General features: G+C 66.3%; 19 protein-coding genes and 1 riboswitch. Of the genes, 10 read left to right on the top strand and 9 right to left on the bottom strand.

Annotated elements, in window-relative coordinates; translation table 11 throughout:
* Nucleotides 1–50 precede the first annotated feature (50 nt).
* Complete coding sequence (gene ligB / locus ACQ5BL_RS13620) at nt 51–1,718, top strand: NAD-dependent DNA ligase LigB (RefSeq protein ID WP_243804230.1); 1,668 nt, start codon at nt 51–53, stop codon at nt 1,716–1,718.
* Nucleotides 1,719–1,723: 5 nt separating this feature from the next.
* Here ligB and ACQ5BL_RS13615 read toward each other — a convergent pair whose 3' ends face one another.
* Nucleotides 1,724–3,028 (bottom strand): ferredoxin reductase family protein, encoded by a 1,305-nt coding sequence (locus ACQ5BL_RS13615; RefSeq protein ID WP_243804228.1) that lies wholly within the window; start codon nt 3,026–3,028, stop codon nt 1,724–1,726.
* 174 nt (nt 3,029–3,202) lie between these two features.
* Between ACQ5BL_RS13615 and ACQ5BL_RS13610 the strand changes: the two genes are divergently transcribed.
* Entirely contained in the window at nt 3,203–3,946 is a 744-nt protein-coding gene (locus tag ACQ5BL_RS13610; protein ID WP_243804226.1) for a metallophosphoesterase family protein, read from the top strand.
* A gap of 3 nt (nt 3,947–3,949) precedes the next feature.
* On the opposite strand, the gene ACQ5BL_RS13605 is transcribed toward ACQ5BL_RS13610, so the two are convergent.
* On the bottom strand, nt 3,950–4,918 hold the full coding sequence (locus ACQ5BL_RS13605) for an alpha/beta hydrolase family esterase (RefSeq protein ID WP_243804225.1): 969 nt from the start codon (nt 4,916–4,918) through the stop codon (nt 3,950–3,952).
* Between the two features lie 137 nt (nt 4,919–5,055).
* Here ACQ5BL_RS13605 and ACQ5BL_RS13600 point away from each other — a divergent pair, with 137 nt between their 5' ends.
* On the top strand, nt 5,056–5,442 hold the full coding sequence (locus ACQ5BL_RS13600; RefSeq protein ID WP_243804223.1) for a DUF1090 domain-containing protein: 387 nt from the start codon (nt 5,056–5,058) through the stop codon (nt 5,440–5,442).
* Between the two features lie 267 nt (nt 5,443–5,709).
* On the opposite strand, the gene ACQ5BL_RS13595 is transcribed toward ACQ5BL_RS13600, so the two are convergent.
* A complete protein-coding gene (locus tag ACQ5BL_RS13595) occupies nt 5,710–6,177 on the bottom strand; it encodes a c-type cytochrome (protein ID WP_243804221.1) in 468 nt (155 codons plus the stop codon).
* Nucleotides 6,178–6,317: 140 nt separating this feature from the next.
* Nucleotides 6,318–7,148 carry an EamA family transporter gene (locus ACQ5BL_RS13590; RefSeq protein WP_243804219.1) on the bottom strand — a complete coding sequence of 277 codons (831 nt, stop codon included), beginning with the start codon at nt 7,146–7,148 and terminating at the stop codon, nt 6,318–6,320.
* 144 nt (nt 7,149–7,292) lie between these two features.
* Here ACQ5BL_RS13590 and ACQ5BL_RS13585 point away from each other — a divergent pair, with 144 nt between their 5' ends.
* Complete coding sequence (locus ACQ5BL_RS13585; RefSeq protein WP_243804217.1) at nt 7,293–7,907, top strand: LemA family protein; 615 nt, start codon at nt 7,293–7,295, stop codon at nt 7,905–7,907.
* A complete protein-coding gene (locus ACQ5BL_RS13580) occupies nt 7,904–8,896 on the top strand; it encodes a TPM domain-containing protein (protein WP_243804215.1) in 993 nt (330 codons plus the stop codon). The genes ACQ5BL_RS13585 and ACQ5BL_RS13580 overlap by 4 nt, the downstream gene beginning before the upstream one ends.
* Before the next feature lie 5 nt (nt 8,897–8,901).
* On the opposite strand, the gene ACQ5BL_RS13575 is transcribed toward ACQ5BL_RS13580, so the two are convergent.
* The 5 genes from ACQ5BL_RS13575 to ACQ5BL_RS13555 all read right to left on the bottom strand — a co-directional run bounded on the left by ACQ5BL_RS13575 (nt 8,902) and on the right by ACQ5BL_RS13555 (nt 13,280).
* Entirely contained in the window at nt 8,902–9,678 is a 777-nt protein-coding gene (locus tag ACQ5BL_RS13575; RefSeq protein ID WP_243804214.1) for an ABC transporter ATP-binding protein, read from the bottom strand.
* Nucleotides 9,678–10,484, bottom strand: a complete 807-nt coding sequence (locus tag ACQ5BL_RS13570; RefSeq protein WP_207882082.1) for an ABC transporter permease — start codon at nt 10,482–10,484, stop codon at nt 9,678–9,680. The genes ACQ5BL_RS13575 and ACQ5BL_RS13570 overlap by 1 nt, the downstream gene beginning before the upstream one ends.
* A 60-nt stretch (nt 10,485–10,544) precedes the next feature.
* The gene (locus ACQ5BL_RS13565; RefSeq protein ID WP_243804212.1) at nt 10,545–11,552 is read right to left on the bottom strand and encodes an ABC transporter substrate-binding protein; all 1,008 of its coding nucleotides are present in this window, start codon (nt 11,550–11,552) and stop codon (nt 10,545–10,547) included.
* A 176-nt stretch (nt 11,553–11,728) separates the two neighbouring features.
* Nucleotides 11,729–12,136, bottom strand: a complete 408-nt coding sequence (locus tag ACQ5BL_RS13560) for an acyl-CoA thioesterase (RefSeq protein ID WP_015479269.1) — start codon at nt 12,134–12,136, stop codon at nt 11,729–11,731.
* Nucleotides 12,137–12,371: 235 nt separating this feature from the next.
* Complete coding sequence (locus ACQ5BL_RS13555) at nt 12,372–13,280, bottom strand: LysR family transcriptional regulator (protein WP_207882080.1); 909 nt, start codon at nt 13,278–13,280, stop codon at nt 12,372–12,374.
* Nucleotides 13,281–13,506: 226 nt separating this feature from the next.
* Here ACQ5BL_RS13555 and ACQ5BL_RS13550 point away from each other — a divergent pair, with 226 nt between their 5' ends.
* The 5 genes from ACQ5BL_RS13550 (at nt 13,507) to ACQ5BL_RS13530 (ending at nt 20,963) form a co-directional block, all read left to right on the top strand.
* Nucleotides 13,507–14,688, top strand: coding sequence for an acyl-CoA dehydrogenase (locus ACQ5BL_RS13550; protein ID WP_207882078.1), 1,182 nt, complete (start codon nt 13,507–13,509; stop codon nt 14,686–14,688).
* 133 nt (nt 14,689–14,821) lie between these two features.
* The gene (locus tag ACQ5BL_RS13545; RefSeq protein WP_243804210.1) at nt 14,822–16,045 is read left to right on the top strand and encodes a CaiB/BaiF CoA transferase family protein; all 1,224 of its coding nucleotides are present in this window, start codon (nt 14,822–14,824) and stop codon (nt 16,043–16,045) included.
* A 240-nt stretch (nt 16,046–16,285) separates the two neighbouring features.
* A riboswitch (S-adenosyl-L-homocysteine riboswitch) is annotated at nt 16,286–16,398 on the top strand.
* Nucleotides 16,399–16,420: 22 nt separating this feature from the next.
* A complete protein-coding gene (gene ahcY / locus ACQ5BL_RS13540) occupies nt 16,421–17,830 on the top strand; it encodes an adenosylhomocysteinase (protein WP_243804209.1) in 1,410 nt (469 codons plus the stop codon).
* Nucleotides 17,831–17,923: 93 nt separating this feature from the next.
* The gene (gene metF, locus ACQ5BL_RS13535) at nt 17,924–18,769 is read left to right on the top strand and encodes a methylenetetrahydrofolate reductase [NAD(P)H] (protein WP_207882072.1); all 846 of its coding nucleotides are present in this window, start codon (nt 17,924–17,926) and stop codon (nt 18,767–18,769) included.
* Nucleotides 18,770–18,923: 154 nt separating this feature from the next.
* A complete protein-coding gene (locus ACQ5BL_RS13530) occupies nt 18,924–20,963 on the top strand; it encodes a DEAD/DEAH box helicase (protein WP_207882071.1) in 2,040 nt (679 codons plus the stop codon).
* Nucleotides 20,964–21,035: the final 72 nt, after the last annotated feature.

Below are 21,035 nucleotides of genomic sequence, written 5' to 3'. Positions count from 1 at the left end.
CCACGAACCGCTTCTAGGCTGACGAACTTCCCGCAGCACGGACGCTCGCCATGCCACGCCTGATCCTCGCCTTCCTGCTTTGCCTGCCGCTTGCCACGCTCGCCTGCCCGCAATGGACGCCCGAGCAGGCTGCCAGCGAGGTGCACGCCCTGCAGGCCCAATTGACGCAATGGGACGACGCCTACCATCGACAGGGAGCCTCCCCCGTCGCCGACGAACTTTACGACCAGGCGCGTGAACGGTTGCGGCAATGGCAGTCCTGCTATCCGCAGTTCGCGGCAACCGCGGATGCGCCGCTGGCCAGCAGCGCCGGCGAAGTCCGCCATCCGGTCGTCCACACCGGCCTCGACAAGCTCCCGGATGCCGCCGCCGTGCGCGCGTGGCTTGCGAACCGCAGCGACCTGTGGGTGCAACCCAAGGTCGATGGCGTCGCGGTCACCCTGATCTATCAGGACGGGCGACTGCACCAGGCGATCAGCCGTGGGGATGGCACCTCAGGGCAGGACTGGACGGACAATGCACGGCAGGTGCCTGCAATCCCCCGGCAACTGGCCGGCGAGCGCGGCCGGTTGTTGGTGCAAGGTGAACTCTACTGGCGCCTGCCGCAGCACGTGCAGGCCCGTCAGGGTGGCCTGGGCGCACGCGGAAAGGTCGCCGGACTGATGGCGCGCAAGTCGCTCGGCAGCGAGGGCGAACGCATCGGCCTGTTCGTCTGGGAGGTGCCGGATGGCCCGCTGGACATGCCGGAGCGCCTGCAGCGTCTGCGGCAGCTCGGCTTTGCCGACAGCGCCGAACTGACGAAGCCGGTCGCCGGGCTCGCCGAGATCGAAGCCTGGCGCGAGCGCTGGTACCGGCAACCGCTGCCCTTCGCCAGCGACGGCATCGTCATCCGCCAGGGCCGGCGACCTCCGGGCAGGAACTGGAGCGCGCAGACACCCAGCTGGGCGGTCGCGTGGAAATACCCCTATCAGCAGGCGCTGGCCGAAGTGCGCCGGGTGGAGTTCAAGGTCGGGCGCAGCGGCCGGGTCACGCCTGTGCTGCATCTGGCGCCGGTGGAACTGGACGGACGCAGCATCCAGCGCGTCAGCACCGGCTCCCTGAAACGCTGGCGCAGCCTCGACATCCGCCCCGGCGACCAGGTCGCCATTGCTCTCGCCGGCCTGACCATCCCGCGCCTGGATGGCGTGGTCTGGCGCTCACCCGCCCGAGCCGAGATCACCGCGCCAGCGGACGGGCAATACGGCCCGCTGACCTGCTGGCAGCCGACAGAGGGCTGTGAAGACCAGTTTCTCGCCCGACTTGAATGGCTGGGCGGCAAACAGGGACTTGCCCTTTCCGGCGTCGGGCCGGGCACTTGGCGGCGCCTTCATGAAGCTGAACTGCTGCCGGGACTGCTCGACTGGCTGAGACTGACGCCCGATCAACTGTCGCAATTGCCCGGCCTGGGCGAGCGCAGCGCGCAGAACCTGCACCAACAGTTCCAGCAGGCCCGCCAGCGCTCCTTCACGACCTGGCTGCGAGCGCTCGGCACACCCTCTGCCGCCGCCCTGCCGCCGGGAGAGGACTGGACTGCCCTGGCCGCCCGCAGCACGGAGCAGTGGCAGACGCGACCGGGCATCGGCAAGGTGCGTGCCGCCCAGCTGGAAAGCTTCTTCAACGCGCCGGACGTCATGCAGCTGCGGCAGCAACTGCATGACGTCGGCATTGCCGGTTTCTGAAATCCTCAGCGCATCCGGAACGCTTCCTGGTGGAAGCGACTGCGCGGCATACCCTGGCGGCGCAGATCACGCCGCAGCAGCTCGGCCAGCCCCTGCGGACCGCAGAACCAGACGCTCGGCCAGCGGCCTTGCGGGCCAGGCTGCAGTTCGAGATCGCTGGCCTGCAGACGGCCTTCGCTCTCGCTGTAGTGGATGCGCAGATCGATACGCGGCAATTGCGCGCACAACTCGCGCAGGCGCCCGGCGTAGATGGCGTCGGACGGCGAGCGCACGCAGTACAGCAGCGTCACCTCCGGGCAGTCCTCGGGCTTGCCCTGCAGTGATTCCAGCCAGGCGAGGAAGGGCGTGACACCTATCCCGCCGGCGATCCATACCTGGCGCCCACTCTTGTCGCGGCGGAAATCGAAGCGACCGTAGGGCCCTTCCACCTTCACCGGATCACCGACCTTCAGGCCCTCCTGCAGGCGTTGGGTGTAGTCCCCCAGCGCTTTGATGCTGAAGCGCACCTCGCCGTCGCCACGATCACCGCTGGAGAGGGTAAAGGGATGCTGCCCTTCCAGCCGGTCACAGGTCAGGAAGGCGAACTGTCCGGCGCGGTGCTGCCAGCGTCCCTGTAGCTTGCAGGTGACCTCGAGCATACGCTCGCCGGGACGCTCGACCGCCACCACGACGCCCTCGTGGGTGCGCTTGCGACCGATCCGCCCGCCCAGCGACCAGAGCGCGCAGAGGCTGCCTACGGCTGCACAGAGCGCCACCAGCCAGCCGATCGGCTGAGTCCAGTAAGCCGCCGGCGCCAGCACCACGGCGTGGAAGGCCAGCACCAGGTAAACCACCGCGAGGGTTTTGTGCACGTAACGCCACAGGTGGTAGGGGAAGCGCTGCCAGAGCGTGATCACCAGCATCGCCGCCAGTATCCAGGCGGACCACTCCCCCAGGTCCTTGGCCGAGCCACGAAAGACGTCGAGGAAGGTCTCCACCCGCGGCCCCTTGGCCGGCTTGGCGATGAACTCCGCCAGCAGCGGCCCGCCCAGTTCCATCAGGTAGTGCAGCAAGGCGAGCACGATGGCGAGAATGCCCGCCCATTTGTGCGCCTGGTACATGCGGTCCAGCCCGTCCAGTGGCCGCTCCAGCCACGCCGGGCGCACCGCCAGCAGCATGATCAGCGACATCAGGGCGAAGGCTGCGACGCCGGTGAACAGGATGGCCTGCTTGCGGACAACCCAGATGTCCAGAGTTGCCGGAGGATCGAGCAACAGGGCCAGGCCGAAGGCCGCCGCGACGGCGGCCAGGATGATCCAGATGAGTTTCATGGGGTCCTCCCAGACTGCTTTTCCAAGCGAAAGCTGAAGGATTCCTCTGAATCATCCCTTAATTTCGTAAGGGATATGTCACTTGACCTGCCCTACCATGACACAGGTCAAGGGCTGGGCAATCCGCATGCACCGTGCGCAGAATGAACACCCATTGCCACCCCGTGACCGACCATGCGCCTGCGTATCCTCTCCGACCTTCACCACGAACACTTCCCCGGTGGCCGCGCGTTGCCCGAGGCCGAGGCCGACCTGGTGATCCTCGCCGGTGATATCCACGAGCACCTGCAAGGGCTGCACTGGGCGCGGGAGGCGTTTCCCGATAGCGAGATCGTCTATGTCGCCGGCAACCATGAGTTCTACCACTCGGACCTGCCGGAGCTCACCCAGGCCATGCGCAACCTGGCCCGCGCGCTGGATATCCATTTTCTGGAGAACGACGCCGTGGTGCTGGGCGATGTGCGTGTGCTCGGCGCAACCCTGTGGACCGACTTCCAGCTCTACGGCGAGCACGGCGCAGAGCTCGCCGTAGAGCAGGCACTGCATCTGATGCCGGACTTCCGCTGCGTGGATTACTTCACCCAGCCCTTCACCCCGGAAATGAGCCGCGACCTGTGCGAAGCCTCCTGCGAGTGGCTGAAGGCGGAGCTGGCCCAGCCCTTCGCCGGGCGCACCGTGGTGGTCACCCATCACGCGCCCTGCGGCCGGTCGATTCCCGAACCCTATGTCGGCGACAGCCTGTCGCCGGCCTTCGCCTCGAATCTGGAGTCCCTGGTGGAGCGCTGCGACCTGTGGGTGCACGGGCATGTCCACGAGCGGATGGACTACCGCATCGGCAACGCCCGGGTGGTGGCCAATCCCGGCGCCTATCCGGGGGAGGACAGCGGTTTCGATCCGTGCTGGGTAATCGACCTCTGAACCTCAGTGCGGCAGTTCGCTGAAGAACCGCCAGATTTCGGCTGGGCCATCCAGGTCCGGGTCGGCCAGCCCCAACAGGCGCGGAGGACGATACACCGGCTGCGGCAACAGGTGCCCGCCGCCGTGCACCGTCACCAGCTCCACGGGCGCCGCACCGGCCACGCTCCACCGTTGCCGCTCGGCCCAGACCGGCCCGATCGAGGTCAGCCGATCCTGGCTGGGCACGCCACTCTGGCCGTTACGCCGCGCCAGCGCCAGGGCGGAATCCTCCGTCGACAACACCGTGCCGCGATTGCCGAAGCCGAACAGCGTCACCGCTCCGCCCGCGTAGGGATTGATCGGGTCGCGCGTACCATTCATCAGCAAGGCCGCCTTCGGCTGCTGCGCGGGCTGACAGGCATCGTTGTCCGCACTCGGCAGGCTGGCGGCAACCGCGGCCACGCCATCCACCTTGTCGGCTGCCTCGGCCGCCATGCGCAGCGCCATCTGCCCGCCATTGGAATAGCCGGCGACGAAGACCCGTGCCGGGTCGACGCCGCGCTCGCGCTGCAGGCGCTCGATCATCGCCGAGAGGAAGCCGACATCGTCGATGTTCAGGCGCCGTGCGCTGTAGGTGGCGGCCTTGCGGCAATCGTTCCAGTGCCCCTCGACGCCATCGGGGTAAAGCACCAGGAAACCGTCGCGGTCCGCCAGCGCATCGAAGCGATAGCCGCTGTCGCGGCGCATCCGCTCGCCGTTGCTCATGGACCCGTGCAGCACCACCAGCAACGCCGGCCGCTGGGCGAGCTGACGGGGCGTATAGAGCACGTAGCTGCGCCGCCGCTCGCCCAGGCGTATCGAAGAGTCCTCGCTCGTCCCGCTGAGCATGGGGCGATGCCTCAGCTCCCCCGGCAGATACCACCAGAAGCCGACCAGCAGCATCAGCACGAGCAACGCGATGAGTCCCTGCACGACGCGGATAGCGATACGCATGGCGCCTCTCCTTGCCCGCCCCGCGGGCTTCGTGAACGTCGGCCTTGTTCCAGGACATCACGCACGGCGCCACTCCATGACAAACTCTAGCCGTCACATTCGAACGTCTTAGTCTTTGGTAACCCAGGAATCCGAAAATGTTCCGAAGCTCCGCCCTGATCGCCGCCCTCCTCGTCCTCGGCTGCACCACCCCGCTGCTGGCGGCCGAGCCCCTGACCGGTTGCGCTGCCAAGCAGGACGCCATCCAGCGCCAGCTCGAAGAAGCCAGGGCCCACGGCAACGACAACCAGGTCGCCGGCCTGCAGACGGCATTGGAAAAGGTAAGAACCTACTGCACCGACGCCGGCCTGGCGCAACAGCGCAAGCAGCGCGTGCTGGATGCGGAACAGGACGTCAGCCGACGCGAGAAGGACCTGAGCAAGGCGATGGACAAGGGCGACGCGCAGAAGATCGAGAAGCGCAAGAACAAGCTGGCGGAGGCCCGCGCCGAACTGGAGCAGGCGAAGCGCGAACTGGAGGAGTGAGCGTGAAACCCGGCATTTCCGCGAGGAGACCGGGGCCGGCCTGTCGGCCGGATCGCGGATAAGATCCGCTCCTACGGGAGCGTAGGATTTTCGTAGGAACGGGCCATGCCAGCGAATCGCGGACGTAGTCCGCTCCTACGAGATGTCTCTGCGCTCGGGGCGGCCCTCACCCTAACCCTCTCCCAGGGGGAGAGGGTTAGGGTGAGGGGGAACGCGCCGGCACAGACTGTCCAGAAGTAGACAGTTGCTCCTACGAAAAGAGCGCGCTTAGAGCGCGCGGAATTTCTTGTGGCAGGCCTCGCAGGCGTCTTCCACCGCGGCGAAGTCCTTGCGCACGCCCTCGGGCGTCGGCGCGGCGTTGCGAGTGTTTTCGCCCAGCACGCGGACGGCCTGCTGGAAGGTCTTGGCGTCGGCCTGGAACTCCAGCTGGCGCTGCCAGATTTCCGCCTTGGCGCGGGTGTCCTCGTTTTCCACCTTGTCCGCCGGCGGCTGGGTGGTGGGGAAGTACTGCCAGGGCTTGTCCGCCAGCTCGCCCAGCTTGGCGGAGCCGGCGCGGAACTTGTCCGCATCGAAGGGAATGCGCCCACGCAGCATGCCGCCCATGTCCTCGCTGGTCTTGAGCAGCTCCTTGAACACCACCTGGCGCTTGGCCTCCGGCGAATTGGGGTCCAGGCGATGGCAACCGGCGAGCGCCGTGCCGGCGAGCAGCAGAACGAGCAGGGTCTTCAGCTTCATGGGGAACTCTTGTAGGACGGCTAGACACGGAAGCGCCGGATTATCCGCCCCGATTTCCGAATGATCCAGACCATGCAGAAGCGGCTGCGGCCATCCGTCGCAGCGGGATCGATTCCGTTCAGCCGCCGTTCAGCCGCCCATCAGAGCTTCATCACCAGCATCCCCGCCAGTACCAGGCTGCACGCCGCCAGACGCGGCAGGCCGAAGGGCTCCTTGAGGAAGCGCATGCCGAACAGCACCACCAGCAGCACGCTGGTCTCGCGCAGCGCGGCGGCCTCGGCGATGGAGCCCAGCTGCATGGCCCAGAGCACCAGTCCGTAGCTGAGCAGCACGCAGAAGCCGACGCTCAAACCCAGCTTCCAGTCGTTGATCCAGAATTTCGCAAAGGCACGGGTACGCCCGACCAGCGCCACCAGCGGGAATGGCAGGCCGGACAGCAGCGACAGCCAGACCAGGTAATCCAGCGGTTTGGGCCAGAGCTTCAGCGCATTGCCGTCGGTCCAGGTGTAGCTGCCGATGCACAGGCCCATCAGCAGTACGGTGGGATAGGCGATCCACGGCAGCTTCGAACCACCGCCGCCCTTGAGCAGGAACATCATACCGACCGGAATCAGCAGGATGCCGAGGATTTGCTTTTCGGTCAGGTGCTCGCCGCCGAAGGTCAGGGTCAGCGCCAGCACCACCAACGGCGACAGCCCGCGCATCAGCGGGTAGACCAAGCCCAGGTCGCCGACCTTGTAGGCCTGGATCAGCAGTACCCGGTAGACCAGTTGCAGTGAAACGGCGGCCAGCAGCCAGGGCCAGACCTCGGCGGGCGGAATCTCGATCCAGGGCAGCAGGGCCAGCCCGGCGGCCAGGCCGACGATGTCCATGCAGGCAACCACCAGCAGGCGGTCGTTGCTGAATTTGACGAGGGTGTTCCAGGTGGCGTGCAGCAGGGCGGCCAGCAGCACCAGGGTAGTGGCGAGCACGGAATGACTCCTGGTATATACCAGATCGATTCTACCCTGAGCGCCCCCATCGCCGGCAAGCACCCGCCCTTTCAGACATTTCTCCCTGCGTCCTCGGCCGGAACTGGCCTAGACTGGGCCTTTTCGCCAGCACGAGCACCTGCCATGCCACGCCTGATCAAGTTCCTGACCGCTTACATCCTCGTCACCCTGCTCTCCGGCTGCGGCTACAACGCCATGCAGGCCGGCGACGAACAGGTGAAGGCCGCCTGGTCGGAAGTACTCAACCAGTACCAGCGCCGCGCGGACCTGGTGCCCAACCTGGTCAGCACCGTGAAGGGTTACGCCGCCCATGAAGCCGCAGTGCTGACACAAGTGACCGAGGCTCGCGCCAAGGTCGGCAGTACCACGCTCAACGCCGACCAGCTCGGCGACGAGGCTGCCGTGAAGCGCTTCCAGCAAGCCCAGGGCGAGCTCAGCTCGGCGCTCTCGCGCCTGCTGGTGGTCACCGAGAACTACCCGCAGCTCAAGGCCGACGGCCTGTTCAAGGACCTGCTGACCCAGCTGGAAGGCACCGAAAACCGCATCACCGTGGCTCGCGGCCGCTATGTGAAGGCTGTACAGGCCTACAACGTGCTGATCCGCCAGTTCCCGGAAGTGCTCACCGCGAAAGTGCTCGGCTACCAGCCCAAGGCCAACTTCAGCGTGGAGAACGAAGCCGCCATTTCCACCGCGCCTAAAGTGGACTTCGGCAACGCGCCGGCGCAGCCCGCGCAATGAACCTGCCGCGCTGGCTGCTGGCCGCCCTGCTGCTGTGCTGGGTGGCCCTGCTGCAGGCGGCGCCGGTCGCCATTCCGCCGCTCAGCGCCCGCGTCACCGACCTCACCCAGACCCTCGACAGCGCCCAGCGCGCACAACTGGAAAGCCAGCTCTCGGGCCTTGAGCAGCGCAAGGGCGCGCAGATCGCCGTGCTGCTGGTCCCCACCACCGGCGAGGACAGCATCGAGGACTACGCGGTGCGCGCCTTCGAACAGTGGAAGCTGGGCCGCAAGGGCGTGGACGATGGTGTGCTGCTGGTAGTCGCCAAGAATGACCACGCGCTGCGTATCGAAGTCGGCTACGGGCTGGAAGGCACCATCACCGACGTACAGGCCGGGCGCATCATCCGCGACACCATGGTCCCGCACTTCAAGACCGGCGATTTCGCCGGCGGCATCCAGGCCGGCGTGGACAGCCTGATTGCCCTGATCGAACCACCGGCTGCGGCACCTGCCGGCCCCGACGAGAGCGCTGCAGACCAACTGCCGCAGACGGGGCCGGTGACGGGCTACAGCGATGCCTATTCCAACCGCAACGCCAGCGCTGCAGAGGAAATCCCGCCCGCGCGCCTGCTCGGCCTGCTCGCCCTGTTGGTGGGGGTGCCGCTGCTGTGCCTGTTGTTACCGGTGCAGTGGCTGCGCCAGCGCAGCATGGGCCGCTACCTGTTGTGCAGCGCACTGGTTGGCGGCGTGGCCTCGGCGGTGCTGCTGTTCAGCGAAGCCAATCCCGAAGCCCTGCAGCAGCAGATGATCGGTTCCTTCTCGATCCCGCTGGTGCTGTACATCTTCTTCCTGCCGCCGATGTGGCTGACCTCGGGCGTCCTGCAGCTGCTGTGGATGATCCTCAGTTCAATAGGGCGCGGCGGCGGCGGTCGTGGAGGCGGCGGAGGCGGTGGTTTCCGGGGCGGCGGCGGCTCCAGCGGCGGCGGCGGTGCCTCCGGCCGCTGGTAACCGACTTACAGGGCGGTTACGCCCTGCTCTTCCTCGCGGATCGAGCGCAGCACCTGGCGCTGCAGGTCGATGAACTCGGCGCTGGCAGCCATCTCCTCATGACGCGGGCGGCCGAGCTTCACGTCGAAGGTGGTCTTGATCCGCCCGGGGCCGAGCCCCATCACCACGATACGGTCGGACAGGTACACCGCCTCTTCCACGTCATGGGTGACGAACATCACCGTCAGCCGGTGGGTTTCCCAGATGCGCGTGAGCAGCTCCTGCATCTGGTGGCGGGTCATGGCGTCCAGCGCGCCGAAGGGCTCGTCCATCAGCAGGATCTTCGGCCGGTAGGACAGCGCACGGGCAATCGCCACGCGCTGCTTCATGCCGCCGGACAGCTCGTTCGGGTAGGCCTCGGCGAACTTCGTCAGCTTCACCAGTTCCAGGTGTTCGTCGGCAATCTCGCGGCACTGTGCGCGGGACAGGCCGGCCGCCTTGAGGGCGAACTCGACGTTCTGCCGCGCGGTGAGCCAGGGCAGCAGGGTGTAGGACTGGAACACCACGCCACGGTCCAGGCCGGGACCGGCGATCGGCACGCCATCCACCTTCACGCTGCCGCTGTCGAAGTCCTCCAGGCCGGCGGCGATGGACAGCAGCGTGCTCTTGCCGCAGCCCGAGGTGCCGACGATGGAAACGAACTCGTTGTCCGCCAGGGTCAGGTCGATGTTCCGCAGCACCTCGCGGCGCTCCTTGCCGACCGCGAAGCTCTTGTTCAGGCCGGAGATTTCCAGGGTCGCCATCAGCTGCGCCTCCGGTTGTAGCGAAACAGGACCTTCTCGCCGGCACGCATGGCCTGGTCGGTGACCAGCCCGAGGAAGCCGAGCAGGAGGATGTAGCCGATGATGGTGTCGGTCTGGAAGAAGCGCTGGGACACCGTGATGCGGTAGCCCAGGCCCGAGGTCGCGGCCACCAGCTCGGCCAGCACCAGCCAGGTCCAGGCCCAGCCGAGGCTGATCCGCAGGGCGTCCCAGATGCCCGGCAGCGCGCTGGGCAGGACGATCTTCAGGAGGATGCGGCGGTCCGGCATGCCGAGGGTGCGGCCCAGGCCGACGAAGTCCGCCGGCACCCGCTTGATGGCATCCATCACCATCAGCACCTGCTGGAAGAAGGTGCCGATCCAGATGATGAGGAATTTCTGGAAGTCGCTGGTGCCGGCCCAGAGGATGGTCAGCGGGACGAAGGCGACCACCGGCATGTAGCGCACGAAGTCCACCAGCGGCTCGGTGGCGGCCTTCCAGAAGCCGTAGCAGCCGGCGAACACGCCGATCACGATGGACATCGCCGAGGACACCAGGAAGGCCACGGCGATGCGATACACGCTGACCTTCAGGTCCGCCCACAGGGTGCCGTCGGCGGCCAGCTTGAGCATGCGCGCCCAGACGTCGCCGGGCGCCGGCAGGAATATCTTCGGCACCGCGCCGCTGGCGCCGGCCAGCCACCAGAACAGCGCCAGCAGGACGAACACGGCGCCGCCGATGAGCAGGAAGTGACGCTGCGCGATCGGCTTGCCGATGGTGAACAGCGGGTTGGCTTTACGGGCTTTCATGATGAGCTCGTCGAACGGGAGAAAGCGCGCGCCGGCTCACTGGCCGGCGCACCGGGTGCCTCAGAGCGCCTCGACGAAACGCGCGTCGATGGCCTGCGCCGGGGTGACCGGCTGCTGGAGGATACCGGCTTCGCTGGCCGCCTTCTGGATATGCTCGAACGAGCCCTTCTGGAAGGCGCCCTTCAGCTCGGCCTGGTTCTCCTTCACCGAATAGAAGTGCACGCCGTCGAAGGCGCTGGTCAGCTCGGCCTCGTCGGCGCCCACGCCCTTGGCGATGGCGGCGCGGCCTTCGGCGGTCTTCTCGTTGTAGTGTTTCAGGCCCGCTTCCCAGCTCTTGATCAGTGCCAGTACCTGGCCGGGACGCTCCTTCAGGACCTCTTCGCGTACAACGAACACGTCGCTGATGATGCCCGGATCATCCGAGCCCTTGTACAGCAGGTTGACCTTGGGGTTCTGCTGCCTGGCGGCGGACAGGTACGGCTCGTAGGTCACGGCAGCCGGGACTTGCCCTGCGATCAGTGCACTGCCGGCGTTGGCGGCGGGCATGGGCACCGGCTGCACGTCGGCAAGGGTCAGGCCTGCCTTGCGCAGGGCGCTGTGCAGGAGGATGTCGCTGGTGGTGCCTTCTTCATAGGCGACCTGCTTGCCCTTGAGGTCGGTCAGGGTCTTGATCGAGGGATCGACGATCAGCGCGTCGGCGCTGGTGCTCTGGTCCAGCAGCAGGACGATCTTCACCGGCAGGCCGGCGGCGACCATGGCCATGGCGGTGTGGGTGGCGAGGTTGCCGCCATCGATCTGGCCGCTGGCCAGGGCGGCATTCATGTCCTTGTCTTCGGTGAAATTGACCAGCTCGACCTGCTCCAGGCCGTTGGCCTTGAAGGCGCCGGCCTGTTCGGCGACGTACCACTGGCCATAGCCCAGCCAGGGTTGCATGCCCATCTTGAAGGTGCCCGCCTCGGGCTTGGTGTCGGCCTTGAGCGGCGCGGCATGCGCGCCGCCGGCCAGCAGCAGGCTGGCGCATGTGGCCACGGCCAGTTGGCGCAGTGCGGATGCGAAGGTGGTGTGCATGGTCTCTCCCTGGTCGTTGCTCTGCTGGATCGTGTGCTGCAGGAACGGCGGGGAGGCTGCGTCGGCCCATGCCCGCCGTGGGCGGGCACAGGCTCACATTCAATCGACGCAAATGCAAAGCCTTTCGCTACGATTCGCCCTCGCTCCGGGCCCGCAGGGAAAAGCCTTCAGGACGATCAGGGCTGCGGGATGGCGTCGTCCTTGAACTGGTCCTTGATGTACTTGATCTCGGTGCGACCGTGGGGCGCCGGCTGGCCGTCCGGGCCGATGTTGACGAAGACCATCTTGTCGACCGTGAGGATGCTCTTGCGGGTGATCTTGTTGCGCACTTCGCAGGTCAGGGTGATCGAGGTGCGGCCGAACTCGGTGGCGGTGATGCCCAGCTCGATGATGTCGCCCTGGCGCGCGGAACTGACGAAGTTGATCTCGGAGATGAACTTGGTGACCACGCGCTGGTTGCCCAGCTGGACGATGGCGTAGATCGCCGCTTCTTCGTCGATCCACTTCAGAAGGCTGCCGCCGAACAGGGTGCCGTTCGGGTTGAGGTCTTCAGGCTTGACCCATTTGCGGGTATGGAAATTCATGTGAACTCCTAACTGATTGCGCCTCGTGAGCGCGATGACGGGGAAAGCCCCGCCGGCTACGCAAGTCTGGACCCAGCCGGCGCCCGGCACCTTGCCATGACTCAGAGCCTCTTCAACATCTTGCGAGCTAGAGCAGAACAAGGCGGAAACAGGCTGAAAAAGCGGAGTTTACGTTCTGTAAATGAGCATTTTTCAGTCTGTTTCCAACGCAGTTATGCCGACGCGCAGCAGATGTTCAGCCAAGGCCCGCTTCGGCGCGGTACCTGGCGGCCTCGTCGACCAGCCAGTCGCGGAAGGCACCGAGGGTCGCCGACTCCACCTTGCGTTCGGGAATCATCAGGTAATAGGCATTTTCGCTCAAATAGGCATGTTGCATCGGCACGATCAGCCTGCCGTCGGCCAGTTCGTGCTGGATCAGCATCGGCGGGATCAGCGCCACCCCCATGCCGTGCATGGCCGCCTGGGCGAGCATGGAGAACAGCTCGTAACGGGCGCCGCTCATGTCGTGCGCGACGCTCATGCCCAGCGAGCCGAACCATTGGCGCCAGGCGTAAGGCCGGGTGGTCTGCTGCATCAGCGGCAGCTCGGCGATCTGCGCAGCGGACAGTTCCATGCGCCCGCCGAGCAGCTCGGGGCTGCACACCGGCACCGGGTTCTCGTGCATGAGGAAATTGGCGACCGTGCCGGACCACACGCCATCGCCGAAATACAGCGCGGCGTCGAACTCGGTGTCGGCGAAGAGGAAGGGGCGGGTACGGTTGGTCAGGTTGACCGTGACCTCCGGGTGCAGGCGCTTGAAGTCCTTCAGCCGCGGCAGCAGCCACTGGGTGGCGAAGGTCGGCACCACCGCCAGCTCCAGCGTACCGCCGCCCTGCTGGCCCATCACCGCCAGGGTATCGCGCTCCACCGCGTCCAGGCGCTGGGCGACGCGGCGGCTATAGTTCAGCCCGGCCTCGGTCAGTTTCACCCCACGCCGCGAGCGGCGGAACAGCTCGACGCCAAGAAACTCCTCCAGCGCGGCGATCTGCCGGCAGATGGCGCTCTGGGTCAGGGACAGCTCCTCGGCGGCCTTGGTGAAACTCTCGTGGCGGGCGGCGGACTCGAAGGCGACCAGCGCCGCGGTGGTCGGAATCTTGCGTCGCATCGAATGCCTCTTCGGAATCTCGTGATGCGAACGGATCGCGCAAAAAGCCTGTAATAAAGGCAGAAATGCAGAAATCCGCATCAGCAGTGCAATTACGGAGTGAGAAAATATCACAACACCATGCGAATTAGTCAGTTGCCCGGCTTCCCGACGGCTGACTAGGATGGCCCACACCGTACCCGCCTAGACTTGTCGGGTCCTTCATTGTCTGTTCCGAGGTTTCTCCATGGCCACCAAAGCAAGCTTCAACTGGGAAGATCCGCTGCTGCTGGATCAGCAACTCACCGAAGAAGAGCGCATGGTGCGCGACAGCGCCTACCAGTTCGCCCAGGACAAGCTGGCCCCGCGCGTACTGGAAGCCTTCCGCCACGAGCAGACTGACCCGGCGATCTTCCGCGAGATGGGCGAAACCGGCCTGCTCGGCGCGACCATCCCCGTCGAGTACGGCGGCAGCGGCCTGAACTACGTGTGCTACGGCCTGATCGCCCGTGAAGTCGAGCGTGTCGACTCCGGCTACCGCTCCATGATGAGCGTGCAGTCCTCCCTGGTCATGGTGCCGATCAACGAGTTCGGCAACGAAGCCACCAAGCAGAAGTACCTGCCGAAACTCGCCAGCGGCGAATACATCGGCTGCTTCGGCCTGACCGAACCGAACCACGGTTCCGACCCGGGCTCGCTGATCACCCGTGCCCGCAAGGTCGATGGCGGCTACCGCCTGACCGGCAACAAGATGTGGATCACCAACAGCCCGATCGCCGACGTCTTCGTGGTCTGGGCCAAGGATGACGAAGGCCAGATCCGCGGCTTCGTCCTGGAGAAAGGCTGGGAAGGCCTGTCCGCCCCGGCCATCCACGGCAAGGTCGGCCTGCGCGCCTCCATCACCGGCGAGATCGTGATGGACAACGTGTTCTGCCCCGAAGAGAACGCCTTCCCCGACGTGCGCGGCCTGCGCGGTCCGTTCACCTGCCTGAACTCCGCTCGCTACGGCATCTCCTGGGGCGCCCTGGGTGCCGCCGAAGCCTGCTGGCACACCGCTCGCCAGTACACCCTGGACCGCAAGCAGTTCGGCCGCCCGCTGGCCGCCAACCAGCTGATCCAGAAGAAGCTGGCCGACATGCAGACCGAGATCACCCTCGCCCTGCAAGGCTGCCTGCGCCTGGGTCGGATGAAGGACGAAGGCACCGCCGCCGTCGAAATCACCTCGATCATGAAGCGCAACAGCTGCGGCAAGGCCCTGGACATCGCCCGCATGGCCCGCGACATGCTTGGCGGCAACGGCATCTCCGACGAGTTCGGCGTGGCCCGCCACCTGGTCAACCTGGAAGTGGTGAACACCTACGAAGGTACCCACGACGTCCACGCGCTGATCCTCGGCCGCGCCCAGACCGGCATCCAGGCGTTCTTCTAAGCGCCTCGCGCCGGCCGGCCCCTCAGGAGTCGAGCCGGCGCCCGTTTTACCTCTCGCCCGAGAGGCCCCGGGGAGGACCGTGGCGTCCCCGCACTGCGCCCTCCCCGCCCCACTTCACGTTGCAGGTGATTCCATGTCCGGCGCCCTTTCGCACATTCGTGTCCTCGACCTCTCCCGCGTTCTCGCCGGCCCCTGGGCCGGGCAGATCCTCGCCGACCTCGGTGCGGAAGTGATCAAGATCGAGCGTCCCGGCAGCGGCGACGACACCCGCGCCTGGGGCCCGCCGTTCCTCAAGGACGCCGAAGGCCGCGACACCAGCGAAGCGGCGTATTACCTGTCGGCGAACCGCAACAAGAAATCCCTGACCATCGACTTCACCCAGCCAGAAGGCCAGCGCCTGGTACGCGAGCTCGCGACCAAGGCCGACATCGTGCTGGAGAACTTCAAGGTCGGCGGGCTCAAGGCCTACGGCCTGGACTACGAGTCGCTGAAGGCGATCAACCCGAAGCTGATCTATTGCTCGATCACCGGCTTCGGCCAGTTCGGCCCCTACGCCAAGCGCGCCGGCTATGACTTCATGATCCAGGGCCTGGGCGGCCTGATGAGCCTGACCGGCCGCTCCGACGCCGAGGAAGGCGCGGGCCCGGTGAAGGTCGGCGTGGCGCTGACCGACATCCTCACCGGCCTGTACTCGTCCACCGCGATCCTCGCCGCCCTCGCCCACCGCGACGTCAGCGGCATCGGCCAACACATCGACATGGCGCTGCTGGACGTGCAGGTCGCCTGCCTGGCCAACCAGACCCTGAACTACCTGACCACCGGCAACCCGCCGCGCCGGCTGGGCAACGCGCACCCGAACATCGTGCCGTACCAGGACTTCCCCACCGCCGACGGCGACTTCATCCTCACCGTCGGCAACGACGGGCAGTTCCGCAAGTTCGCCGAGCTGGCGGGCCACCCGGAGTGGGCCACCGACGAGCGCTTCGCCACCAACCAGGCGCGCGTGGCGCATCGCGATGTACTGATCCCGCTGATCCGCCAGTCCACCGTGATGCGCACCACCGCCGAGTGGATCGCCGTGCTGGAACAGGCCAGCGTGCCCTGCGGGCCGATCAATGACCTGTCGCAGGTCTTCGCCGACCCACAGGTGATCGCCCGTGGCCTACGCGTGGAGCTGCCACACCCCCTGGCCGGAACCGTGCCGCAGGTAGCCAGCCCGATCCGCCTGTCCGAAACGCCGGTTCAATATCGCAACGCCCCGCCGACCCTCGGCCAGCACACCCAGGAAATCCTCGAACGCGTGCTGGGCCTGGACTCGGCCGCCATCGGCAAGCTGCGCGACGGCGGCGTCATCTGACTTTCCCGCTCCACGGTAAAACGCCTACGACCGACCATCGGCGCCGGCTCCGGCGAGCGCCCAACGATCCCCGCAACGACGCCCGCGCCAGGGTTTTCACGGCCCCTGGCGCGGGCGCGACGGGGAGCCTGGGCGCGACCGATTGCGCGAACGCGACCAAAAGCCTTTGGCTTGTCATCCGCCATGGCTATAATCCGCAGGTTTCATTCACGGCCGGCGCAGCCCGGCCGTTCCCGCCACCCATCCGAGGGGCGCTGCAGCAGATCGATTCGCTTCGATTTGTCAGGCTCGGATGGGGCGCGTCACGGTCGGCATCCGCCGGTCGCCAAACGCATCAACGGCGCCCATTCGCAGACAACGAATGGAGAGTTACGCATGAGCGCTGTCATGACGCCTGCCGGTTTCACCGACTACAAAGTCGCCGACATTTCCCTGGCCGCCTGGGGCCGCCGTGAGCTGATCATCGCCGAATCCGAAATGCCGGCGCTGATGGGCCTGCGCCGCAAGTACGCCGCCAGCCAGCCGCTGAAAGGCGCGAAGATCCTCGGCTGCATCCACATGACCATCCAAACCGGCGTGCTGATCGAGACCCTGACCGCGCTGGGCGCCGAAGTGCGCTGGTCGTCCTGCAACATCTTCTCCACCCAGGACCAGGCCGCCGCTGCCATCGCCGCCGCCGGCATCCCGGTCTTCGCCTGGAAAGGCGAGACCGAGCAGGAATACGAGTGGTGCATCGAGCAGACCATCCTCAAGGACGGCAAGCCGTGGGACGCCAACATGGTGCTGGACGACGGCGGCGACCTGACCGAGATCCTGCACAAGAAATACCCGCAGATGCTCGAGCGCATCCATGGCATCACCGAAGAGACCACCACCGGCGTGCACCGCCTGCTCGACATGCTCAAGGCGGGCACCCTGAAAGTCCCGGCGATCAACGTCAACGACGCGGTCACCAAGAGCAAGAACGACAACAAGTACGGCTGCCGCCACAGCCTGAACGACGCCATCAAGCGCGGCACCGACCACCTGCTGTCGGGCAAGCAGGCCCTGGTGATCGGCTACGGCGACGTGGGCAAGGGCTCCGCCCAGTCCCTGCGCCAGGAAGGCATGATCGTGAAGGTTTCCGAAATCGACCCGATCTGCGCCATGCAGGCCTGCATGGACGGCTTCGAGCTGGTCTCCCCGTACAAGAACGGCCTGAACGATGGCACCGAAGCCAGCGTTGACGCCGCCCTGCTGGGCAAGATCGACCTGATCGTCACCACCACCGGCAACGTCAACGTCTGCGACGCCGGCATGCTCAAGGCGCTGAAGAAGCGCGCCGTGGTGTGCAACATCGGTCACTTCGACAACGAGATCGACACCGCCTTCATGCGCAAGAACTGGGCCTGGGAAGAGGTCAAGCCGCAGGTGCACAAGATCCACCGCACCGGCGCCGGCGCCTTCGACCCGGCCAACGACGACTACCTGATCCTGCTGGCCGAAGGTCGCCTGGTGAACCTGGGCAACGCCACCGGCCACCCGAGCCGCATCATGGACGGCTCCTTCGCCAACCAGGTACTGGCGCAGATCTTCCTGTTCGAGCAGAAGTACGCCGACCTCTCCGCCGAGAAGAAAGCCGAGCGCCTGACCGTCGAAGTACTGCCCAAGAAGCTGGACGAAGAAGTGGCGCTGGAGATGGTGAAAGGCTTCGGTGGTGTCGTCACCCAGCTGACCAAGCAGCAGGCCGACTACATCGGCGTAACCGTGGAAGGCCCGTTCAAGCCGGACACCTACCGTTACTGATCGCAGCCGCAAGCTGCAGGCCACGGACTGCCAGCGGATACCCGCTGGCAGTCCGCCGCTTGAAGTTTGCCGCTGAGAAGAGAGCCTTCTCCTATGTCTCAAGAACGCCGCTTCAGCTTCGAGTTCTTCCCCGCCAAGACCGAAGCCGGCCACGAAAAACTGCTGGCCACCGCGCGCCAGCTGGCCGCGTACAAGCCTGACTTCTTCTCCTGCACCTACGGCGCTGGCGGCTCGACCCGCGACCGCACCCTGAGCACCGTGCTGCAGCTCGACGGCGAAGTGCAGATCTCCACCGCCCCGCACCTGTCCTGCGTCGGCGACACCAAGGCCGAACTGCGCGCCCTGCTCGCCCACTACAAGGATGCCGGCATCCGTCGCATCGTCGCCCTGCGCGGCGACCTGCCCTCGGGCATGGGCATGGCCAGCGGCGAGCTGCGCTACGCCAACGAGCTGGTGGAGTTCATCCGCGCCGAAACCGGCGATCACTTCCACATCGAAGTTGCCGCCTATCCGGAAGTTCACCCACAAGCGCGCAATTTCGAGGATGATCTGGCGAATTTCGTGCGCAAGGTCAAGGCCGGCGCCGACTCTGCCATCACACAATACTTCTTCAACGCCGACAGCTACTTCCATTTTGTCGAGCGTGCGGAGAAACTCGGTGTCAGCATTCCGGTCGTACCGGGTATCATGCCAATCACCAACTACACCAAACTGGCCCGCTTCTCCGACGCCTGTGGCGCGGAAATCCCCCGCTGGATTCGCAAGCAACTGGAAGCCTACGGCGACGACATCGCCAGCATCCAGGCCTTTGGCGAGCAGGTGATCACCGAAATGTGCGAACGCCTCCTTGAAGGCGGCGCACCCGGACTGCATTTCTACACCCTGAACCAGGCTGAACCCAGCCTGGCGCTCTGGAACAACCTCAAGCTCCCCCGCTGAGGATCATTGCTCCGGGCTTACCGTCCGCGATCCCGGCCAGCGCAACGCCGGCGTATCGTGGGCGGAGTGCTTCCAGCCCCAGGCTGAGCGCTCGCCCCGAGCTTGAAATCACGCGCCCTCGAGCCGGCAGGTCGCCGGCCTACAGGAACCCCGCATGTCCTTTACTTCCCTCGGTCTCTCCGAGGCCCTGGTTGGCGCCGTCGAAGCCGCTGGCTACACGCGCCCCACTCCGGTTCAGGAACGCGCCATCCCCGCCGTCCTGCAAGGCCGCGACCTGATGGTTGCCGCCCAGACCGGCACCGGCAAGACCGGCGGCTTCGCCCTCCCGGTGCTCGAGCGCCTGTTCCCCGAAGGTCATCCTGACCGCGAACACCGCCACGGCCCGCGCCAGGCCCGTGTGCTGGTCCTGACACCGACCCGCGAGCTGGCCGCCCAGGTGCATGACAGCTTCAAGGTCTATGCCCGCGACCTTCCGCTCAAGAGCGCCTGCATCTTCGGCGGCGTCGGCATGAATCCCCAGGTCCAGGCCGTTTCCAAGGGCGTGGACATCCTGGTCGCCTGCCCCGGTCGCCTGCTCGACCTGGCCGGCCAGGGCAGCATCGACCTGTCTCACGTGGAAATCCTCGTTCTCGACGAGGCCGACCGCATGCTCGACATGGGCTTCATCCACGACGTGAAGAAGGTCCTCGCCAAGCTGCCGCCCAAGCGCCAGAACCTGCTGTTCTCGGCGACCTTCTCCAAAGACATCGTCGACCTCGCCAACAAGCTCCTGCACAACCCGGAGCGAATCGAGGTCACCCCGCCGAACACCACCGTCGAGCGCATCGAACAACGCGTGTTCCGCATCCCCGCCGTGCAGAAGCGCGTCCTGCTCGCGCACCTGGTGACCGTTGGCGCCTGGGAGCAGGTGCTGGTGTTCACCCGTACCAAGCACGGCGCCAACCGCCTCGCCGAGTACCTGACCAAGCACGGCCTGCCGGCCGCCGCGATCCACGGCAACAAGAGCCAGAACGCGCGCACCAAGGCCCTGGCCGACTTCAAGGCCAACGACGTGCGCATCCTGGTCGCCACCGACATCGCTGCCCGCGGCCTGGACATCGACCAGTTGCCCCATGTGGTCAACTACGAGCTGCCCAACGTCGAGGAAGACTACGTCCACCGCATCGGTCGTACCGGCCGCGCTGGCCGTACCGGTGAAGCCATCTCCCTGGTGGCTCCGGACGAAGACAAGCTGCTCAAGGCCATCGAACGCCTGACCAAGCAGCGCATCCCCGATGGCGACATGCAAGGTTTCGATCCTGACGTCGTGCTGCCGGAAGTCCAGCAGCCCGAGCCGAAGGAAGCTCCGCAGCGCCAGCCGCGCAAGGACAAGGCCAAGCGTGGCGAGCGCAAGGAGCGCAGCAAGGAAAAATCCCAGCAGCCGCAGGCCGAAGAGCAGCAGAACGCCGCTCCCGCTACCGGTGAAGCCGCTGAGGGCGATAAGCCCGCCGGCAAGCGCCGCCGTCGTGGCGGCCGTGGCAAGAAGAAGGGCGAAGGCCAGGGCGGCGACGCTCAGCCCAATGCCAACGCGCAACCGCGCCAGCCGCGTCAGCCCCGCCAGGAGCAGCAGGGCCAGGGTCGTCAGCAGCAGCCCAAGCCAGCTCGCGCGCCGCAAATCGACGGCAATCGCGATCCGGAAGAATTCCTCGACGACGACTTCGACAACTTCGGCAACCGCGCCGACTATGTCAGCCCGTTCCCGGACAAGGACCAGCAACGCGGCCAGCGCCGCCGTGGCGGCCAGGGTCAGGGACAAGGCCAGAATCAGGGCCAGCAGCGCTCCCGTGGTCAGGGTGGCCAGGGCGGCGGCCAAGGCAACGGTCAGAGCCGTGGCCAGGGTCAAGGTCAGGGCCAAGGCAAGGCCGCGAAGAAGCCTAACGGCGCTGGTCGCAGCCAGGGCCAGGGCGGCAACGGCCAGGGCAAGCAGGGCCAGCAACGCAAGCGCGGCGGCAAGGCTCCGGCCTCCCGCATGAACGACGCCCCGCTGCGCGAGCCGAGCGAGTACGGCGCCGCCAAACCGACCCGTCAGCCGGTGGTGATCAACAAGCGCGACCTGGTTCGCGGCGACCGCTTCCCTACTGCCGAGCAGCTGGAAGAGCTGGAACCGCGCCGCAAGACCGAGCGTCCGGCGCTGCTGACGCGCAACCGCGACTGACGCTGTACGCTGTACGCTGTAGAAGAAACCGCCCTTCGGGGCGGTTTCTTTTTGCGCGCGATTCCGGCAATG

The organism is Pseudomonas sp. B1-22 (assembly GCF_050474425.1).
Classification (GTDB): domain Bacteria; phylum Pseudomonadota; class Gammaproteobacteria; order Pseudomonadales; family Pseudomonadaceae; genus Pseudomonas.
Note: the sequence above shows the minus strand (reverse complement) of the source record. Positions and strands in the feature narration are given on the sequence as shown.

Bases quoted from the DNA above. Each gene is read 5' to 3' on its own strand.
- ACQ5BL_RS13555 (WP_207882080.1), bottom strand. From the start codon at position 13,280: ATGCGACGCAAGATTCCGACCACCGCGGCGCTGGTCGCCTTCGAGTCC.
- ACQ5BL_RS13605 (WP_243804225.1), bottom strand. From the start codon at position 4,918: ATGCGTATCGCTATCCGCGTCGTGCAGGGACTCATCGCGTTGCTCGTG.
- ACQ5BL_RS13610 (WP_243804226.1), top strand. From the start codon at position 3,203: ATGCGCCTGCGTATCCTCTCCGACCTTCACCACGAACACTTCCCCGGT.
- ACQ5BL_RS13575 (WP_243804214.1), bottom strand. From the start codon at position 9,678: ATGGCGACCCTGGAAATCTCCGGCCTGAACAAGAGCTTCGCGGTCGGC.
- ACQ5BL_RS13585 (WP_243804217.1), top strand. From the start codon at position 7,293: ATGCCACGCCTGATCAAGTTCCTGACCGCTTACATCCTCGTCACCCTG.
- ligB (WP_243804230.1), top strand. From the start codon at position 51: ATGCCACGCCTGATCCTCGCCTTCCTGCTTTGCCTGCCGCTTGCCACG.
- ACQ5BL_RS13615 (WP_243804228.1), bottom strand. From the start codon at position 3,028: ATGAAACTCATCTGGATCATCCTGGCCGCCGTCGCGGCGGCCTTCGGC.
- metF (WP_207882072.1), top strand. From the start codon at position 17,924: ATGTCTCAAGAACGCCGCTTCAGCTTCGAGTTCTTCCCCGCCAAGACC.
- ACQ5BL_RS13595 (WP_243804221.1), bottom strand. From the start codon at position 6,177: ATGAAGCTGAAGACCCTGCTCGTTCTGCTGCTCGCCGGCACGGCGCTC.
- ahcY (WP_243804209.1), top strand. From the start codon at position 16,421: ATGAGCGCTGTCATGACGCCTGCCGGTTTCACCGACTACAAAGTCGCC.
- ACQ5BL_RS13565 (WP_243804212.1), bottom strand. From the start codon at position 11,552: ATGCACACCACCTTCGCATCCGCACTGCGCCAACTGGCCGTGGCCACA.
- ACQ5BL_RS13545 (WP_243804210.1), top strand. From the start codon at position 14,822: ATGTCCGGCGCCCTTTCGCACATTCGTGTCCTCGACCTCTCCCGCGTT.
- ACQ5BL_RS13600 (WP_243804223.1), top strand. From the start codon at position 5,056: ATGTTCCGAAGCTCCGCCCTGATCGCCGCCCTCCTCGTCCTCGGCTGC.
- ACQ5BL_RS13580 (WP_243804215.1), top strand. From the start codon at position 7,904: ATGAACCTGCCGCGCTGGCTGCTGGCCGCCCTGCTGCTGTGCTGGGTG.
- ACQ5BL_RS13550 (WP_207882078.1), top strand. From the start codon at position 13,507: ATGGCCACCAAAGCAAGCTTCAACTGGGAAGATCCGCTGCTGCTGGAT.
- ACQ5BL_RS13530 (WP_207882071.1), top strand. From the start codon at position 18,924: ATGTCCTTTACTTCCCTCGGTCTCTCCGAGGCCCTGGTTGGCGCCGTC.
- ACQ5BL_RS13560 (WP_015479269.1), bottom strand. From the start codon at position 12,136: ATGAATTTCCATACCCGCAAATGGGTCAAGCCTGAAGACCTCAACCCG.
- ACQ5BL_RS13570 (WP_207882082.1), bottom strand. From the start codon at position 10,484: ATGAAAGCCCGTAAAGCCAACCCGCTGTTCACCATCGGCAAGCCGATC.